The sequence below is a fragment of the Gelidibacter gilvus genome (assembly GCF_004115975.1).
GTDB lineage: Bacteria > Bacteroidota > Bacteroidia > Flavobacteriales > Flavobacteriaceae > Gelidibacter > Gelidibacter gilvus.
Genome location: NZ_SDDZ01000022.1, coordinates 1 through 18,250, shown reverse-complemented (window position 1 = coordinate 18,250; position 18,250 = coordinate 1). Strand labels below are relative to the sequence as shown.

Sequence of the window (18,250 nt, the reverse complement as noted above, 5' to 3'; positions counted from 1 at the left end):
TGCCGCTGGGCACATTTTAAAATAAATTGGCTTTTAAACAGAAACATGAAGAGAAAGCCAATTCATTTTAAAACGGAAAAACTATATATTTGGATTAACAAACAGTTCTAAATTGGGGAAGCATACAATCCCATTCAATCAAATGATCAGCTGTATATAGAACCTGAATTGATTGTTACTAAAGATATGGATCATGCGGGTAAACTTAATTTCGGCTATAAGTTTTCTTCTAAGCAGCCTCAGATTAGTGATATTTATAGAGGTTTATTATTAACTTCTAATAGAGGATTCTCGCAAGGAGTCAATTCACTATTTAATCTCTATTTACATCGATCAAGATTTTCTTATTCCATTTCAGATTTCAGAAGAAATATATTCATTAGTTCTTCAATTAGTTATAGTTATAATCAAAATACCTATGGGTATAAATATATAAATTTACCAGATTTTGATATACTCATTAAAGAGAAAGCTGACAATAATAGCCTTGTTGTATCATCATTTAAAATTAATCAAAACATAAGTTCAATTAAGTCAGGTCTTTTTCTTGAATATGCCGGCATCTACCGACGTAGTTATGTCGATATTAATGATAATAAAGATGTAGCATTAAATAATATTAATAATTTTATATTTAGATATGGTAGTTATTTTAGAGGTAACCTAAATTTTAAGTCGGGAGTTAAACTTCAACTAGTAGACTACAAAACCTCTTTCATAAAGAATGGAAATGAGGAGTTCTCAAGTTTTTTTCAGATGATATATGAATTAAATGATGATTTAATTTTCAGTTTTGACACTAAACAGATTTATCCAAGTAAATCCAACAGTGTCGATAGAGTTTATAATTTTATTGACCTTGAATTAAAATATTTAGCAATAAAGAATAAATTGGACTTTAATATTTCAGGTCATAATCTGACGAATATTACCAACTTTCAAAATAGTTATGTCACTTTGATAAGTATGTCAACTACAAATGTATTTTTGTATAAAGCATTTGTTACGCTATCTGCGTCCTATCGTTTTTAAAATAATTTTAAAATGTTTAGATTAAGCTATAAAATACTCGAAGCGATATAATTTTTGTTTTTATATAGAGCGCTGACCTGCCCGTACGTTCAGGCTGGTGATTTTTTATGATCTGCAGGCAGGCAGATTTAAACCGATTGCTTTCGAGTGTAAACTAGCCTATTGCAATTTGATACTTATTTATAGGGATTTTTTTCTACTGCCAACTGAATACTGCCAACTGCCGACTGAAGACTGAACACTACCCACTAATACTGCTCCTCATCATTAGGAAAGTCCAGCGACTTCACATCTTTCACATATTGCGAAATAGAATTCGTCATATCTTCATAAAGGTTCATGTAGCGCCTTAAAAAACGCGGATTGAACTCATGGGTCATTCCCAACATATCATGCAATACAAGTACCTGTCCGTCCACACCGTTGCCAGCACCAATGCCAATGACAGGAATGGAAACACTTTCAGCAACTTCCTGAGCCAGTTTTGCAGGGATTTTTTCCAATACAATCGCAAAACAGCCTATTCTTTCCAACATCAACGCATCTTCCTTGAGTTTGTCAGCTTCTTCATCCTCTTTGGCTCTTACGGTATAAGTTCCAAATTTATAAATAGATTGTGGCGTCAAGCCCAAATGACCCATCACCGGAATTCCGGCATGTAAAATACGTTTGATGGATTCCTTGACTTCTTTGCCGCCTTCTAATTTTACAGCATGACCGCCGCTTTCTTTCATAATTCTGATAGCAGAGCGCAAAGCTTCCTTAGGATCACTCTGGTAGCTTCCAAAAGGTAAATCCACAACTACTAATGAGCGTTCAATGGCACGCACCACACCAGCAGCATGATAAATCATTTGATCTAAGGTAATCGGTAAGGTCGTTTCATGACCTGCCATGACATTACTTGCAGAATCGCCAACCAGGATCACATCCACACCAGCACCATCAACAATTTTTGCCATGGTAAAATCGTAAGCGGTGAGCATTGATATCTTTTCGCCATTGGTTTTCATATCCACCAAGGTCTTTACGGTGATTCTCTTATAATCTTTTTTCGCTACTGACATAGTTTTTTATTTTAATGATGTAAAAATAACAATTAAGTGGGAAGAATTCAGAACAAAGATGAGAGAATTAAGACATAGACTAGATAACATAGGACTTAAGACTTTCTAGTTTCGATTTTTTGTAGCCAAGGCGCAATTTTTCGTACTAAATATTAAAAAAAAGACCTATCGCACAGAGGCCTATTTAATGAACTAAACTTTATTATGTAGTTAAAGGTTAAAAGCCTGCTATTCGTTGTAGCTACTTTAGTTTCTATAAATGATTTAGCCACGAACCTGCTTAAAACTGGAAATAAATAAACGGCTGAAAATCTGTAGAAAATGCCTGATAACAAATGATCCCAACACTTGCAGCAATCAATACTTTGGCAAATGCGGGGCTGTTAGCATAAATGCCTTCTATTTTGTTTTTGACAGATTCCGGTAACCAATGTGTGATATATCCTAAAAGCATCACCCAGAATACCAGTTGATAATGGATTAAAATATCCAAAGCGTAATGCCAATCCATATGATAAGCGACCTGCTTATACCATCGTGCAATATGATCCATGCTTTCACCTCTAAAATAGATTCGTGTAAACGTGATAAAGGTCAGGGTGACCAAAATCTTCCACCAACGTACATACCATTGGTTGTTAGTTTCATACGGACTCACTTTTCGCCAAAATTTGTAAACTACAATTCCCAATCCATTGAGCCCGCCCCAAATCACGAATTTCCACGATGCACCATGCCAAAGACCGCCTATGAGCATCGTTAACATGAGGTTGATATTCGTGTTGATTTGATTTTTTACCGTAGTGTTATATAAAGAAAGAATAAAAATGAGAAGGGCAGAACCCAATACTATGGATACGACCAACATGTCTTGGTAGGCATATAAAACACCTAGCAGAATAATGCTCAAAATAATATAGGACGCTGCAGTACCTTTCCGATTGCCGCCTAGAGGAATATATAGATAATCGCGAAGCCAAGTAGAGAGGGAGATGTGCCATCGTTTCCAGAAATCGCCAGCATTGGTAGCTTTATAGGGCGAATTAAAGTTGATGGGCAGTTTGAAACCCATCAATAATGCCAATCCGATAGCAATATCCGTATACCCGGAAAAATCGCCATAAATCTGTAGCGAATACCCAATCATGGCCATAACGTTGGCAAAGCCTGAGAACATTTCGGGAGCGTCAAACACACGATCTAGAAAGTGCATCGCGATAAAATCGGCAAAGATCATTTTTTTGATCAATCCTTTTAAAATCATGAAGGTTCCTGTATCAAAATCAGATTTTGTAATGACGGTTGGTTTCGAAATTTGTGGGACAAAATTTTCTGCCCGCACAATAGGACCAGCAACCAACTGCGGAAAGAAACTGACATAAAATCCAAAATCCAGAACAGACTTTAAAGGCACTAATTTTCTTCTAAAAATATCCACGCTGTAACTGATGGTCTGAAACGTGTAAAAGGAAATTCCTACCGGAAGAATGATTTTATCTACCGTAAAATAGTTCTGATCATTAAAACTATTTCCCCAATGCGCCAGCCAATTGACCACTTCAAAGTTGGTGTGGAACAACATATTGAAAGAATCCGTAAAAAAGTAGGCGTATTTAAAATAGCAGAGCACCGTTAAATTGATAACGACACTTAAGGTCACTAAAATATAACGTTTGGTCTGGTGTTGGCTTTTATGAATGCCCTTACCGATGAAAAAATCGACGAGCGTACTGAAAATAAGAATACCAATAAAGAAGCCGCTGGTTTTGTAATAAAAGAATAACGAAATTAAAAAGAGATAGGAGTTTCGAAGTGTAATTTTCTTGTGCACAAGGGCGAACAAAAAATAGGCCACGGCAAAAAATATCCAAAAATTTGCTTGGGTAAAGATCAGTGGATAATCCTCAGAAAATTTAAAAATATCGTATAGCCTATTCATTCAATGTTTTATAGTGCTTTAACAATTCTTCTTTATCTCGATGGGTAGATTTTGCCCAGGCATCAATCAGCGCATCCATGAACAAATCGGCTTTAATGCTATATCCCAATTGCGTAAAGTGAATGCGATCACGAGGCATTAATTTATTTTGATACCATTTATTCGATGAACCCAAACCGCCCATAATTTCGTACAAATCCCAAACTGCCATCTGGTATTTTTCTGCCAACTCCATGATCACTTTTTGTTGAGTGGCTGTATTTGGATTAGGGATTTTTCGTTGGTAATAATCGTCATTTGGAACCATCAGTAAAATGGCACAATCGGGATTGACCCGTCGAATCATCTGTATAAAAGCGTCATAATACATTCGGAAATTTTCGGCATCAAATTCGCTTTTTGGCATATAGCCATCATTTGTTCCTAAAGCAATGATGAACAAATCGGGTTGATAAAGCTGGAACTGTTTTTCAAAATAGGCAGCGCGGTTATAATAGGCAAAACTACCGCCATTAACGCCTATGCTGGTGTATTCAATACCGTCGTTGTCATTCATGAATTCCATTCCCATCAACGCAAATTCCGGATTTTGAATGCTGTCATTTTTTAATTCCAAGCAAAAACTTACTTCATCAATCAGCTTATTAAATCGAAATTCCCGATACATTTTGTTCAAATTTAAAGTATCAGAAATCACGAGTTCAGGATCGAGAACAGTGAGATTGTAATCTGATTTCCAAGTATTATAAAAAACCCTTAATTTATTGAATTCATAAGGCTGATTGGTATAATTTCGATAGTTTGATTTCACAATAATCGTGTCCGATTTCTCTCTAAATGCAGCGGTGACACCTGACAAACCCCAAGCGATGCTATCTTTTCTGACCGAAGAACGATAGCCTTGCCATTTCGCTTTTGTGGCTTCAATCCGATAATTTGTCGGATTGTTGGTATGTGCCAAATGGTACGGAAATACAAAGCCGCGTTGGCCTTGAGAAACGGTATTGGTATTTTGAAGATAGGTTCTGATTTTATTGGAATATATATCGGCCTGAACATGCGACCCGCCGATGTGGAAAATATGCAGTTTTTGTTTTTCACCACTGTAAACCGAATCCAGTTTGGCGAAAAATTGATGGAATGTTGGTGAGGTTTCTGCCATTTTAAAGGTATTCGCCTGAAAGTTGATCAGATGGCCAAATTTTGGTTTGAGGCTGTCCAGAACATAATTCTGACTGAAAAGAGTGGTGGTAAATCCTATAAAAAGTAGTACTAAACGTTTTTTCATTTCTTGTTCTTTAAATCCAAATAGAGTGATAGGAAAAATAATTCGGAGATGATTTTTGTACCTGAGGGTGAAAAATGTGTATAATCATTTGCAGCCAAACCTTGATCAACCCAATGCTGCATAGAATTTTTTCCGCCCATAGCATCAAACATGCTCCAAAACGCAATGCCGTTTTCCGTACACATTTGTTGCAAGGTATTATTCAGATAGGGGAGCAAGGGGTAGGTCTTCATCTTTCCATTTTCATTGGTGGTCATGTCTGATGGGCCAATAAAAATAACATTGGCATTATTGCTTTTGCGCTTTACCCAATTGATATGGTTTTTTAGATAGCTTGCATATTCTTTAACCTCCAAAGAGTCTTTAATATAAGGAACCGAATTCCCGCCATACTGAAAAATCAATATTTTGGGTTGTAATTGCTGATACATTTTTTGAAAATTACCAGCATTAGTACCCGCGAAAATAGTTCCTGAAGAGCCTCTCATGGCCACGTTATCCAAAGAAATTCCGCTTTTGCCATCTAAGGTGAGCCCGTAAAAATCTGGACTTATTTTACTTTCCAATTCAATTTTCAGATGGGAAGGTGTATCGGCCAGGTTTATCGCTAATTTATGATAGGCGCCATCTGCAATTAATATTTCGGAAGTGATGAGTTGGCCGTCGTTATAAACTTTAACAGAAGTTGGTGCGAGGGCGTTTCCGTAGTGCAAACCAATAGTGTTGAAGGTTCTTAGTTTTCCATAAGATTTTGTTGGAATGCCGATAGTGATACTTGCTTTTTTTATTTTGAGGGAATCCAAAAGCAGACTGTCCACAGTTTCATAAGCTTCTGTAAATCTGGATAGCGATGAATAGGCACCATATTTTTTATGCGGAAATTTTTCTTGGGTAGGATCAAAGTAGGCGTGTCGCGTCCAATTATCAGAATGGGTGACATTGGCGCTAATTTGATCGTAAACTTGAACGATGGGAATAAAACCTGGACCTGTGCCGCCATATAAACCTTGAAGTCTGTTCCGTAAGTAGCCTGAAATCCGATCGCCCTCCAATTGCGAATCGCCATAGTGGATGATACGGCATTGGTCACTGTTCAAACTTTCTTTTAACTGTGCAATAAAAGCCGAGCGATCTTTGGGATAATTGATGCGCTGTACTTTTGACGTATCAATTTTAGTAAAATCAGGAATTTGAGGTATGGAAGTGGGTTCTGAAATGTCTTTATCAAGATCTTTAACCAAGCCTTCTATATTATCGACGATACTATCTAAACTCTTAATTTTGTAGGGATCGTGTCTTTGGTCTTCTAAAAAACTTTCGTGGGTGGGATATTTAATATGAGTATCACCCACAAAGAAACCTTCTTGTGTCATCCCATTGTCGAGCTGTCTTGAAGTGCTTAGATAAGTTACTCCTAATAGCACCAAAAGCGTAGCAACAAGATAAAGCAGTATTTTAAAAGGTGAATACCTCATTCGCGATTTGGGAAACTGGTTAGGCTTTGAAGTCTGAAATATAGCAACAAAATGATCTAAAAATCTGATGAAATTGAAAAAAACGTAGCTGTTGGGCTTGAAAACTTAAAATTGGAAGTTTAAAAAGATTAAAATTTTAGGGTTTTTAATAAATTCCGATTGAATCAGGAGAGGGGCTTCTTAACAATCTGATATATTCACACCAACTGCTAAACCACCTTCAGAGGTTTCTTTGTATTTGGAACTCATGTCCTTAGCGGTTTCCCACATGGTATTCACCACTTTATCAAAAGGAACCTTTACGTTTTTAGGATCTGTGCCCAGTGCCAATTCTGCCGCATTAATGGCTTTAATGGCACCCATGGCATTGCGTTCTATACACGGTATTTGCACCAAACCTCCAATAGGATCGCATGTCATCCCGAGATGATGTTCCATGGCAATTTCGGCCGCAATCAACACTTGGTCTGGAGTACCTCCAAGCAATTCGCATAATGCACCTGCCGCCATGGACGATGAGACCCCAATCTCTGCCTGACACCCACCCATAGCCGCTGAAATGGTTGCACCTTTCTTAAAAATACTGCCAATTTCACCAGCTACCAAAAGGAATTTCTTGATATCCTCAAAATCGGCATCGTGGTTTTCAATCACCAGATAATACATTAAAACCGACGGAATTACCCCAGCACTTCCATTGGTTGGTGCTGTTACAACACGACCCAATGCTGCATTCACTTCATTGACACTGAGTGCAAAACAGCTGACCCATTGCAGAATGTGTCTAAACTTTACTTCGGTTTTTCTAATGGTCTCTAACCATTCTTGCGGATTTTTATAAGGCAAATCACATTTCAATGCTTTATGCATGTCAAATGCGCGTCGTCTCACGTTCAATCCTCCAGGCAAATGACCTTCAGCATGACAGCCAATATACATGCATTCCAACATGGTGTCCCAAATGCGTTTCAACTCAAAATCGATAGTTTCCATATCTCTAATCGATTTTTCGTTTTCTAAGACCACTCCTGAAATTGGAAGGTTTAACTCGCTACAATAAGCAAGCAATTCCGTACCTAAACGAATGGGATAAGGAAATGTGTTTTCGAAAATTTCATCCTGTTTTTTTGAAACTGTTCGTTCTTCTTTCACTACAAATCCACCGCCGATCGAGTAGAAGGTGGAACTGGATTTCTGACCGTCGATAGTTGCTGTAAATATCATACCGTTGGCATGGTACGGAAGAAATTTTCTATTGAAAACAATGTCCGTTTTGGCATCAAATGCGATTGGAATCTCATTGTTAAATAACAACGAATTTGTCTTTTTGATAGTTTCAATAATAGTTTCAATGTCATCAATTGGAATATGTTCCGGATCGGCACCATATAATCCCAACATGACGGCATAATCCGTAGCATGACCTTTGCCAGTTAATGACAGGGAACCATAAAGATCCACCGTTATGCGCTCTACTTGGTTAAATTTTTTGCTTTCCTTTAATTCTTTTATCCAACGTTCGGCAGCACGCCAAGGACCTAAGGTGTGAGAACTTGATGGGCCCACTCCAATTTTCAACATATCAAATACAGAAATACACTCCATTGACGAAAACGATTTAGATGAACAAAGATAATCCCTTTTTAGATGAAAAAAGAAAGGAAAACGATGTGAACTTTTCCTCAACCAGTAGCATTAAGTATATTGCTGACAGTCAGGTTATGACTCAATTTCCTTGTGGAGAAGTCTTAATACTATTTAGTTGATACTGAGTAATTAAATTAAAAAAGGATGTCATTACTTCACAAATCAATGTCAGTAAGAATTTGTCTCATCTATGATAGTGCAAATTGAAACTGACAAGGGATTGTCGTAAAAACATCCTTGATAAAAAAACTTCGAAGTCTATTTCATCTCAAAATTTTCAATGTGATACGATTGCATGACTTCATTAATATTAGAGAAGTCAACACCCACATTATCTGCCGGAATGACGACCACTCTGAAAACTTGATTGGCGGTCCATTGTGCTGGTAAGATTGAGAAATCTACAGTACCATCCAAAAAGAAGCGGACATCTGTTTGAGTGAAATCAAAATTATAAGTGAGGTTTTTGCCCGTAGTAAAAGTCACTGTTTGAGGCAATAAACGCCAAGCAGTGCTCTCGTCACTATTGGTCCATAATCTGTAGACCAAGGTCACGTCCGACTCTAACACTTCAAAACCATAATCTTCAATGTATGAATAGTTATTGTCAGCGTTGAAAGTGACATCAATTTCAAAGGCGGAGGAAGCAATGATATTACCATCACTACCAGGGGTTCCTGTATTACCTGGAGGTCCGGGAGGTCCTGGAGGTCCTTGAGAGCCAGTGCATGCAGTAAAAAATAGAGCTGTTACAAATAATAAGGATGCAATCTTTTTCATGTGAATTTGTTTTTGGGTGATTTGTAAAATTACAAATCCTTTTTTTATCTGCAGCCATAACCACCATGAAGTTTTTTGTAAAATAAATGACACCTTGTCATATTTTCTGTCATGGCACAGTCATTGACATATACAAAGAGAAATAAAAAATTAATAATTCAACACAAAACATATATTATGAGTAAAATAATTGGAATCGATTTAGGTACAACCAACTCCTGTGTTTCGGTAATGGAAGGTAATGAGCCAGTTGTAATTCCTAATGCAGAAGGTAAAAGAACTACACCATCAGTTATTGCTTTCGTAGAAGGCGGTGAAATTAAAGTTGGTGACCCAGCCAAACGTCAAGCAGTTACAAACCCAACAAAAACTGTTTCTTCGATTAAACGTTTCATGGGAAACAAGTATTCTGAATCTAAAAATGAGGCAGAACGTGTACCATATAAAGTGGTAAAAGGTGATAACGATACACCAAGAGTAGATATTGATGGTCGTTTATATACACCACAAGAATTATCAGCAATGATTCTTCAAAAAATGAAGAAAACTGCTGAAGACTATTTAGGTCAAACAGTAACGGAAGCAGTTATTACTGTTCCTGCTTATTTTAATGACTCGCAACGACAAGCAACAAAAGAAGCTGGAGAGATTGCAGGTTTAAAAGTAAGACGTATCATCAACGAACCAACTGCCGCAGCTTTAGCTTACGGATTGGATAAAAAAGGAGTAGATCAAAAAATTGTGGTCTTTGACTTTGGAGGTGGAACACATGACGTTTCTATCTTAGAATTAGGTGATGGCGTTTTTGAAGTATTGTCAACAGAAGGAGATACCCATTTAGGTGGTGATGACGTAGACCAAAAAGTAATTGATTGGTTGGCTGACGAGTTCAAATCAGAAGAAGATATCGATTTGCGTAAAGATCCTATGGCACTTCAACGTTTGAAAGAAGCTGCTGAGAAAGCAAAAATTGAGTTGTCATCATCAGCTCAAACAGAAATCAACTTGCCATACGTTACGGCTACTGCAAGTGGTCCAAAACACTTAGTAAGAACATTGACACGTTCAAAATTTGAGCAATTGATTGACGATTTAGTAAAACGTACCATTGAACCATGTCAAAATGCAATGAAAGCTGCAGGTCTTTCAAAAGGAGATATCGATGAAGTTATTTTGGTTGGTGGATCTACACGTATCCCGGCTGTACAAGCTGCGGTTGAAAAATTCTTCGGAAAAGCGCCAAGTAAAGGTGTAAATGCTGATGAGGTTGTTGCCGTTGGTGCTGCAATTCAAGGTGGTGTTTTGTCAGGAGATGTAAAAGATGTATTGCTTCTTGATGTTACGCCGTTGTCTTTAGGTATTGAAACTATGGGTAATGTGATGACAAAGTTGATTGAAGCTAACACGACGATTCCTACTAAGAAATCGCAAGTATTCTCAACAGCTGCAGACAATCAACCTTCAGTGGAAATCCACGTATTACAAGGTGAGCGTACTATGGCTGCCGATAACAAAACCATTGGACGTTTCCATTTAGATGGTATTCCACCAGCAAAACGTGGAACGCCACAAATTGAAGTGACGTTTGATATTGATGCCAACGGGATCATTCACGTAACTGCAGGAGATAAAGCAACTGGAAAAACACAAGACATTCGTATCGAAGCGTCATCAGGATTGACTGAAGAAGAAATCCAAAAGATGAAAGCTGATGCTGAAGCAAATGCTGAAGCTGATAAATTAGCGAAAGAGAAAGTGGACAAATTAAATGCTGCTGATGCTATGATTTTCCAAACAGAAAGTCAATTAAAAGAGTTTGGTGATAAATTATCTGATGATAAGAAAAAACCAATCGAAGAAGCGTTAGAAGAATTGAAAACAGCTTTTGAATCTAAGGATATCGCAGTAATCGATCCAGCTCTTGAGAAAATCAATGAAGCTTGGAAAGTAGCTAGCGAAGAAATGTACAAAGCACAAGATACTCAGGGTGGTGCACAACCAGGACCTGACGCAAGTCAAGATGGACAGTCCAATGAAGGCAGTGATGTTGAGGATGTAGATTTTGAAGAAGTAAAGTAAGCAGAGAACCCAGTCCCGATTTTCCATCGGGACTGCGTGAATTGCTTAAGCTGAGCTTGCGTTGCCCTGAGCTTGTCGAAGGGTCGAAGCATCTCATGTGCGTGAAGCACAAAGCTTGAAGTTAAAAGTAAAAACGCAATCATTGACATGGTTGCGTTTTTTTGTTGCTATTTTTTTGATGATCTCACCTAATCACTGGAACGTAAGATGACGCCTTGGCAATCAATCTTTAGATTTACTTTTTCTCTATCTCTTTTCAGTTGAATGTTATATACTTTTTTAACATCTATCCCTTTAAAATAATTCACGCGATAGACGGTTGAATTTAGCGTCCAATCTGGATAAGTGTTCTTAAGAGTTAATCTCACGCTTTCTGGCAGTCGTGCATGTTCAAACTTCTCTACTGAATTTATCAGTTCACCATCCTTGTTGTAAACGGCAAGAATGCTTCCTTCAGTATTTTCGAACCATACTTTATAAGTTTCAATCGTATTGTCAAAAATCTTGGAGTTGGAGACGTCATAATTGCTTACATCAGACTCTAACATTATGACTTCTTTTGATGCGTATGGATTATACACTGAATTGTAATAACTCACATTTTTCATTGGCGACACTACAATTTCGTCCATATGCACATAGCTTACATTGTGTTTAAGATTTTGGGCGCTTGAGAGGTTGGTAAAACCTAAAATTGATAAACCGATTAACATTGCTTTCATAATTTATATTTGTTTTAATTGTTAACTTTTTTAAAAGGAAAGCGATTTGGGAAGCCAGGATTTATTGTATTAATAGTTCGTGTTGATACGTTCGTAGTGAGAAGTAAAACAAGAATAAAAGTAATAATTAAGCAGACTTAGTTTTGCTACTTTTGTAGCATTCACCAATTATTTAACAAGATAATATGAAGATAAAATGGTTCTTAAATGAAGCGATTTTGAAATTCATGACTTATTAAAATCAAGAATTCGAGCGGATATTCTCTTTCTGGGGATGAAACAGGAATAAAAGTAATTAACAAGCAAATTTTGCTTTGCTACTTTTATAGCATTCACTAATTGTTGACAAAAAATGAACTTAAATGTTTCTTAAATGAAGAGATTCTTAAGTTGCGATTTTTATGTTGAAATGGGAGGAATTAGAACTTGAAATTATGGATAATGTAAATGACCAATTTACTCGAAGTCAATTTGAAACTTCCTTGAATGACAATTAAATAATTGAATGGAGAGATGAAGCAGTAAAAATAAAAGACCTCCGTATTGAACCATCTTCTGGAATGATTGAACCGTAAAGCGTATCTACAAGATTAAAAACGCAACCGTATTATAGGGTCACGTTTTTTATAGATGAATTGTCAGCATTATTTTATCCATTTTTTGGATTTAAGATTACCCCCTTACAATCAATTTTTAAGTTCATTTTTTTGTTGCCCTTTGTAAGTTGTACTTCATACATTCGGATGACATCCTTATCTAAGTTATATTTTACCCAATATTCTGTTGAATTAAGTCTCCAATCGGGGTAAGTAATTCGGAGTGTTTCTATGACACTTTGTGGTAATAGAATGCCTTTAAATTCTTCTTTTGAATTTAATAATTCGCCATCATCGTTAAATTTGGCTAAGATATTTCCATATTCACATGTAAATAACACCTCATAACTATCATGATCTTCAGAATAAACGGTTGCATTTCTAATATCATATTTTCCAACTTCGGATTCTAACATCTTGGCTGACGAAGGCGCATTTGGTTCATACACTACATTATAGTATTCAATGTTTTTATAAGGAGATATAACTACCTCGTTTAATGCCACTTCGTCTACCAGTGAGGTAAAACTTTGTGCGTTCATTAGGCTGGTAAGACCTAGAAAGAGACCAACTAGAATTGTTTTCATGATTTTTAGTTTTTGGATTAATAGATTACTAAGGTATATTTTAGTTAACCGTTTGTCAATCACATATTAATGTGGTTTATAAATGACGAATAATCTCAACGCGACTCATAAATTAACTCTCTTATGTTATCAATGGCGACATTTTATTATTGAGGTAATGATGCAAAAAATACGACCGAGCTTCCTTTTTTTAAAATGACTATTAGAATCCTTAATTGGGATTGATTTGACTTGGGATGCCTAGAAAAGTATCTTGAAGTAAAGCGATGAAACCATTGAAGATCGTTTTGTTGCGAAAATAACATCCGCTAATTATCGAACAAAAGACATGATGTTTATAATTCTTAAACGAAGGGATCCTCTAAATGAGATCGATTGGTTAGGAGAGAAAGATCTAGAATTTGTATATGTTTTCGACTAACTTGAATAATTCCTGCTTTTTTAAATTCCTGAATATGACGATTGAAAACCGCTCTTGAAGTGCCAATCAATTGTGCCAATTCATCGTGGGTCAAATCGTTGATCCCTTCAATTTGATAAGTTTTGGGGTTGAAATATTTGAGCAATAATTTTGCCAATCGTGAAGCCACATTATTGGTTCCCATATCTAATATATGAGATTCCAATAATTCAAACTTTTGAATGGTATATTTAAAGAAAGCATTTAAGATTGTTGGATTGCTTTTAAGCCAATCTCTTAAAAAATCGATAGAGAAAACCAATAGTTCGAGATTTTCAAGGATTTCATAACATACATGATGTTGTGTGTTATTTATTAGCGTAAAAACATCAAAAACATCATTTTTAGATAGGATGAATAGTGTAAAGTGCTTATCTAAATTGTTTAGGTTAAATACTTTTACTTTTCCCTTTGTAATTAAATGAAAGGTGTAAAGATTTTTATCGTTATCAATACTATGCTCGCCTTTAATAAGATACTTTAATTTACAGTGGGCTGCCAACGCATAAATTGACTGATTGGAAGCTGTTTCAAAAAGTAAATTTTTTCTTAATAGGTGGTAATAGGAATCGTAATTACTTTGCTCGGTAACCATTTTAAACAATTATAAATACAATATATAATTGGTGATGACGAAAAAAAAATACTGATAAAAGTACATTTTTATAGTGAATTCACATAAATATTCACAGGCTAATTTTAAGACCTAAATAAAAGTACTATGCGTGCATAATAATTATTATATTTGTCAAAATTCAATTTTATAAAGATGCCAGCGCAACTCAACCAACTACTCAAAATCAAATATCCAATCATCCAAGCCCCAATGTTTTTGGTCTCCAATACCGCTATGGTCATTGAAGCAATGAAAGCAGGTATTGCAGGCTGCATTCCGGCATTGAATTATAGAACCTTGCCAGAACTCAAAGCTGCTATCCACGAGTTGAAAGCGGCGAAAGTAGAGGGCGGTTCCTTTGGATTCAATCTAATTGTCAACAAATCCAACATCAAATACAAAGAGCAACTGCGGGTCTTATGTGAAGAAGGTTGTGACTTTATCATCACCTCTTTGGGAAGTCCAGAAGAAACCATCAATCAGGCGCACAAAGTGGGCATTAAAGTGCTTTGCGATGTTACCGATTTGAAGTTTGCTCAAAAAGTAGAAGCTTTAGGAGGTGATGCCATTATTGCGGTCAATAATGAAGCGGGAGGTCATCGCGGTGAAATTTCACCAAAAGCATTGATTGAACTTTTAAAAAAGCATTGTACAATTCCCATAATTTCAGCTGGTGGCGTTGGTACAAAAGCTGAACTTGATGCCATGTTGAGTTATGGCGCCGATGGCGTTTCAATTGGCAGTCCGTTTATCGCTTCTGTAGAAGCTGGAGTCACAGATGAGTATAAACAGGCTTGTGTGGATTATGGCGCAGAAGATATTGTGATGACGCAACGTATTTCTGGTACACCTTGTACAGTTATCAATACGCCTTATGTTCAAAAGATTGGCACTAAAGAATCGTGGTTGGAATCGGTTTTGAACAGAAATAAAAAGCTCAAAAAATGGGTTAAAATGGTTCGCTTTTCAATTGGAATGAGAGCCACAGAAAAAGCGGCAAAAGAAGCGACCTATAAAACCGTTTGGGTGGCGGGACCAAGTATTGAGCATACTAAAGAAATTCTTCCTGTAAAAACGATCATAAAAAACTTGATCTCATAAAATAGGGGAATGGGTTATCAATTTTAGTAAAAGGATATTCGCAATGGGCTAACTTTGGATTAGAAAAACTTAGTTCTATGCGATTAACATCTGTTGAGCCTTTTTGGCTGGTAAAAAATGGAATTCTTCATTCCTATCCTTCACTAAATTCAGATATTGAAACTGATATTGTAATCGTTGGCGCCGGTATCACTGGAAGCTTAATTGCACATCAATGTATTGCAGATGGCTATAAAACAGTGATCGTTGACAAGCGCGAAGTATGCCATGGCAGTACCTCGGCAACAACCTCCATGTTACAATATGAAATTGATTTGCCATTCTTCGACCTTATCAAAAGATTTCAGGACCATCCTGCAAGCAATTCAAATTTGTTTTTAATATCTCCTTTCCACTAGTTTTATTTGAATTCAAATTCTTCTAATTTTTAGAAATTTGGACGTATACTTCTTTATTATTATTGTCAAATAGAATTTGTTTGATAAAAATTTAATTTATATAATATAGGAGATATCCGTGATAGGATATGGCGCCAATTATATTCTGTAATATTTATCCCACACCCAAAGTCGATGTCAGTACTTGTATTTCAGTCTTTTATGAAATTTAAAAATTGTAAATCAAATAATATTTTATATATTTGATTATTCCTCCTAGAATTTTTTTTTTCACATAAATTAATAGCAGATTTTTTGATTAATAGCATTTTCAAAAATTGGGTGTCCTGACTATGCCCTCTAAATATTGGTTGCCAACTCCAAATCTACTAGTATTCGACTTATTTATATGTTCATGTAGGTGAATCTATTAATTAAATCAAATGCTATGCTATTATTCTACGTTACCAAAACCGGTAGACTGGAAAAGTCTATTGTGAATCTGATTTGTTGCGCCCTAGTTTTGTTCTTTTCTGTTCAGTCAAGTCCAGAGCTTTTTGCACAAAATGACACACCTTGTGAAGGTGCTCAAAGATGGACAAGAGGAGCTTCTTGGAATCAAAATGGATCAATTAATGATTCTAATCAAGCACCTTCTCCCAATGGTATTATACGTTGTGGGAGTTCTGCTGAAACTCAAGCGCAACTAGTGCCCTTTAATAATTCTGTTTATAATTCCAATCAATTTGCCATTAATGTTGAAGGCTCAAATTCATGTATAGACCCAAGTAGCGGTCAGCCTGTCAATGTTAAAAACCCTACCAATGGACAACCTATCATTTGGTTGAATTTTGACGTTAGACCTAAAGCGGGCAGCTTCGAAATTCAGTTGAACGATAATTCAGGTGATAAAGTAGGGTGGGCTCTTTATGTATCTAATGTCCATCAAACGGGAACCTCTTTGGCTGCCAATGGAAATCAATTGAGTGGCGATTGTAGCAATTTAACAAAAGTAGCATGTGGAGTTGAAAGTTCAAGTACCTGGAATACGATACCCATTGATGGTACGGATTTTATTGAAGCTACCAATTTCTACCTTGCAATTTGGGACCAAAATGCAGATGGCAACTTAGCTATTAATAATTTTAAAGCACGGTATGGCTGTGGTGATGCAGATTTTGAAACCTGCTCATTAAGTAGCGGCACACCAGAAGAGGTATGTAATAATGACGGAACATTTACTATTAATGTGCCAATAGAAGGCATTAACGGAGAATATGTTGGGTATGACGCGAACGCTAAAAATGGCGGCTTGTCTAATAGAGTCTGTTTGACGAATTCAGGCGAGGCAGGCAGTACAACAGGTGTGATTTCCTTAACCTACGATCAAGGAGTAGATTATAATATTCAAATTTTTGAAACGACTAATTCAAATCCACCAATTCCTGTAACCCCAAGTGCAGGCTGTGATCATCCAGATCCTTATCCTGGAGATCCTAACAATGGAAACGCAGATAGTTGTGTGGCAACCGTTACAGGTACGGCACCTGAGTGTTGTGTAGAACCGACATTAGAAACAGTTAATGGGTCGGTTTGTGCAGAATCACAATCTGATATTGACTTAACGACATTGGTTACCTCAAATGGAATTGTTAGCTTTCATGAAACTCAAGCAGAGGCAAATACCAATACAAATCCAATAAATTCGACTGTAAGTCCATTAGCTGCCAAAACATATTACGTCAGAAGTGAGGTTGATGCTAATTGTTTTGTGACAGATAAAATAGAAATCAGTATTGATCCGTTACCAACAGTGACCGTTTCTGGCGGCTCTTGGTGTACAGATGCAGGACTAGTTCAAAATATTGCAGGATCAGGTATGCCATTGGGCGGTACCTATAGTGGAACGGGCGTTACCGATAATGGTGACGGTACATTCAACTTTGATACTTCGGTAGGCACACAAACGCTGACCTATACTTATTCGGATGGCGACAACTGTAGCAACAGTGCTACCGCTTCGTTAGAGGTCAATGACCTTCCAACAGTGACCGTTTCTGGCGGATCCTGGTGTACAGATGCGGGACTTGTGCAAAACATTGCAGGTTCAGGAATGCCAGCAGGTGGTACCTATAGTGGGACTGGGGTTACCGACAATGGTGACGGGACGTTTAACTTTGATACTTCGGTGGGCACACAAACACTGACCTACACTTATTCGGATGGCGACAACTGCAGCAACAGTGCAACCGCCTCGTTAGAGGTCAATGACCTTCCAACAGTGACCGTTTCCGGTGGCTCCTGGTGTACAGATGCTGGACTTGTTCAAAACATCCTAGGATCAGGAATGCCTACAAGTGGTACCTATAGTGGAACAGGCGTTACCGACAATGGTGACGGCACGTTCAACTTTGATACTTCAGTGGGCACTCAAGTGCTGACCTATACCTATAGTGATGGTAATTCCTGTGAAAACTCAGCCAC

The 18,250-nt window shown here is 37.0% G+C and carries 13 protein-coding genes and 1 pseudogene; 5 read left to right on the top strand and 9 right to left on the bottom strand.

Annotated features, from left to right (window positions below; genetic code table 11):
• The first annotated feature begins 168 nt into the window (after positions 1-168).
• Positions 169-1,032, top strand: a complete 864-nt coding sequence (locus ESZ48_RS18950; protein ID WP_129019078.1) for a hypothetical protein — start codon at positions 169-171, stop codon at positions 1,030-1,032.
• A 248-nt stretch (positions 1,033-1,280) separates the two neighbouring features.
• Here the strand turns inward: ESZ48_RS18950 and panB are convergent, their stop codons facing one another.
• From panB to ESZ48_RS18920, 6 genes are all read right to left on the bottom strand, one after another.
• Complete coding sequence (panB, locus tag ESZ48_RS18945; protein ID WP_129019077.1) at positions 1,281-2,099, bottom strand: 3-methyl-2-oxobutanoate hydroxymethyltransferase; 819 nt, start codon at positions 2,097-2,099, stop codon at positions 1,281-1,283.
• Positions 2,100-2,379: 280 nt separating this feature from the next.
• Positions 2,380-4,038, bottom strand: a complete 1,659-nt coding sequence (locus ESZ48_RS18940; RefSeq protein WP_129019076.1) for an MBOAT family O-acyltransferase — start codon at positions 4,036-4,038, stop codon at positions 2,380-2,382.
• Positions 4,031-5,326: a GDSL-type esterase/lipase family protein gene (locus ESZ48_RS18935; protein WP_129019075.1), complete on the bottom strand. Its 1,296-nt coding sequence runs from the start codon at positions 5,324-5,326 to the stop codon at positions 4,031-4,033. Before ESZ48_RS18935 ends, ESZ48_RS18940 begins: the two co-directional genes overlap by 8 nt.
• Entirely contained in the window at positions 5,323-6,801 is a 1,479-nt protein-coding gene (locus ESZ48_RS18930) for an SGNH/GDSL hydrolase family protein (protein ID WP_129019074.1), read from the bottom strand. The genes ESZ48_RS18935 and ESZ48_RS18930 overlap by 4 nt, the downstream gene beginning before the upstream one ends.
• A 180-nt stretch (positions 6,802-6,981) precedes the next feature.
• Positions 6,982-8,406 carry an L-serine ammonia-lyase gene (locus ESZ48_RS18925; RefSeq protein WP_129019073.1) on the bottom strand — a complete coding sequence of 475 codons (1,425 nt, stop codon included), beginning with the start codon at positions 8,404-8,406 and terminating at the stop codon, positions 6,982-6,984.
• Positions 8,407-8,706: 300 nt separating this feature from the next.
• Positions 8,707-9,228 carry a hypothetical protein gene (locus tag ESZ48_RS18920; RefSeq protein ID WP_129019072.1) on the bottom strand — a complete coding sequence of 174 codons (522 nt, stop codon included), beginning with the start codon at positions 9,226-9,228 and terminating at the stop codon, positions 8,707-8,709.
• 177 nt (positions 9,229-9,405) lie between these two features.
• Here ESZ48_RS18920 and dnaK point away from each other — a divergent pair, with 177 nt between their 5' ends.
• Positions 9,406-11,307 (top strand): molecular chaperone DnaK, encoded by a 1,902-nt coding sequence (gene dnaK, locus ESZ48_RS18915; protein ID WP_129019071.1) that lies wholly within the window; start codon positions 9,406-9,408, stop codon positions 11,305-11,307.
• Positions 11,308-11,495: 188 nt separating this feature from the next.
• Here dnaK and ESZ48_RS18910 read toward each other — a convergent pair whose 3' ends face one another.
• The 3 genes from ESZ48_RS18910 to ESZ48_RS18900 all read right to left on the bottom strand — a co-directional run bounded on the left by ESZ48_RS18910 (position 11,496) and on the right by ESZ48_RS18900 (position 14,267).
• On the bottom strand, positions 11,496-12,029 hold the full coding sequence (locus tag ESZ48_RS18910; protein ID WP_129019070.1) for a hypothetical protein: 534 nt from the start codon (positions 12,027-12,029) through the stop codon (positions 11,496-11,498).
• A gap of 649 nt (positions 12,030-12,678) precedes the next feature.
• The gene (locus ESZ48_RS18905) at positions 12,679-13,212 is read right to left on the bottom strand and encodes a hypothetical protein (protein ID WP_129019069.1); all 534 of its coding nucleotides are present in this window, start codon (positions 13,210-13,212) and stop codon (positions 12,679-12,681) included.
• Positions 13,213-13,556: 344 nt separating this feature from the next.
• A complete protein-coding gene (locus ESZ48_RS18900) occupies positions 13,557-14,267 on the bottom strand; it encodes a Crp/Fnr family transcriptional regulator (RefSeq protein WP_129019068.1) in 711 nt (236 codons plus the stop codon).
• A 174-nt stretch (positions 14,268-14,441) separates the two neighbouring features.
• Here ESZ48_RS18900 and ESZ48_RS18895 point away from each other — a divergent pair, with 174 nt between their 5' ends.
• The 3 genes and pseudogenes from ESZ48_RS18895 to ESZ48_RS18885 form a co-directional block, all read left to right on the top strand.
• On the top strand, positions 14,442-15,389 hold the full coding sequence (locus ESZ48_RS18895; protein ID WP_129019067.1) for an NAD(P)H-dependent flavin oxidoreductase: 948 nt from the start codon (positions 14,442-14,444) through the stop codon (positions 15,387-15,389).
• Between the two features lie 77 nt (positions 15,390-15,466).
• Positions 15,467-15,787: an FAD-dependent oxidoreductase gene (locus tag ESZ48_RS18890; RefSeq protein WP_129019066.1), complete on the top strand. Its 321-nt coding sequence runs from the start codon at positions 15,467-15,469 to the stop codon at positions 15,785-15,787.
• A 427-nt stretch (positions 15,788-16,214) separates the two neighbouring features.
• Positions 16,215-18,250: pseudogene (locus tag ESZ48_RS18885) on the top strand (hypothetical protein); the annotation flags it as partial.

What these genes read in the sequence shown, in the direction of transcription:
- ESZ48_RS18900 (WP_129019068.1), bottom strand. Translation starts at nt 14,267, where the DNA reads ATGGTTACCGAGCAAAGTAATTACGATTCCTATTACCACCTATTAAGA.
- ESZ48_RS18940 (WP_129019076.1), bottom strand. Translation starts at nt 4,038, where the DNA reads ATGAATAGGCTATACGATATTTTTAAATTTTCTGAGGATTATCCACTG.
- dnaK (WP_129019071.1), top strand. Translation starts at nt 9,406, where the DNA reads ATGAGTAAAATAATTGGAATCGATTTAGGTACAACCAACTCCTGTGTT.
- ESZ48_RS18895 (WP_129019067.1), top strand. Translation starts at nt 14,442, where the DNA reads ATGCCAGCGCAACTCAACCAACTACTCAAAATCAAATATCCAATCATC.
- ESZ48_RS18905 (WP_129019069.1), bottom strand. Translation starts at nt 13,212, where the DNA reads ATGAAAACAATTCTAGTTGGTCTCTTTCTAGGTCTTACCAGCCTAATG.
- ESZ48_RS18935 (WP_129019075.1), bottom strand. Translation starts at nt 5,326, where the DNA reads ATGAAAAAACGTTTAGTACTACTTTTTATAGGATTTACCACCACTCTT.
- ESZ48_RS18920 (WP_129019072.1), bottom strand. Translation starts at nt 9,228, where the DNA reads ATGAAAAAGATTGCATCCTTATTATTTGTAACAGCTCTATTTTTTACT.
- ESZ48_RS18910 (WP_129019070.1), bottom strand. Translation starts at nt 12,029, where the DNA reads ATGAAAGCAATGTTAATCGGTTTATCAATTTTAGGTTTTACCAACCTC.
- ESZ48_RS18925 (WP_129019073.1), bottom strand. Translation starts at nt 8,406, where the DNA reads ATGGAGTGTATTTCTGTATTTGATATGTTGAAAATTGGAGTGGGCCCA.
- panB (WP_129019077.1), bottom strand. Translation starts at nt 2,099, where the DNA reads ATGTCAGTAGCGAAAAAAGATTATAAGAGAATCACCGTAAAGACCTTG.
- ESZ48_RS18930 (WP_129019074.1), bottom strand. Translation starts at nt 6,801, where the DNA reads ATGAGGTATTCACCTTTTAAAATACTGCTTTATCTTGTTGCTACGCTT.
- ESZ48_RS18890 (WP_129019066.1), top strand. Translation starts at nt 15,467, where the DNA reads ATGCGATTAACATCTGTTGAGCCTTTTTGGCTGGTAAAAAATGGAATT.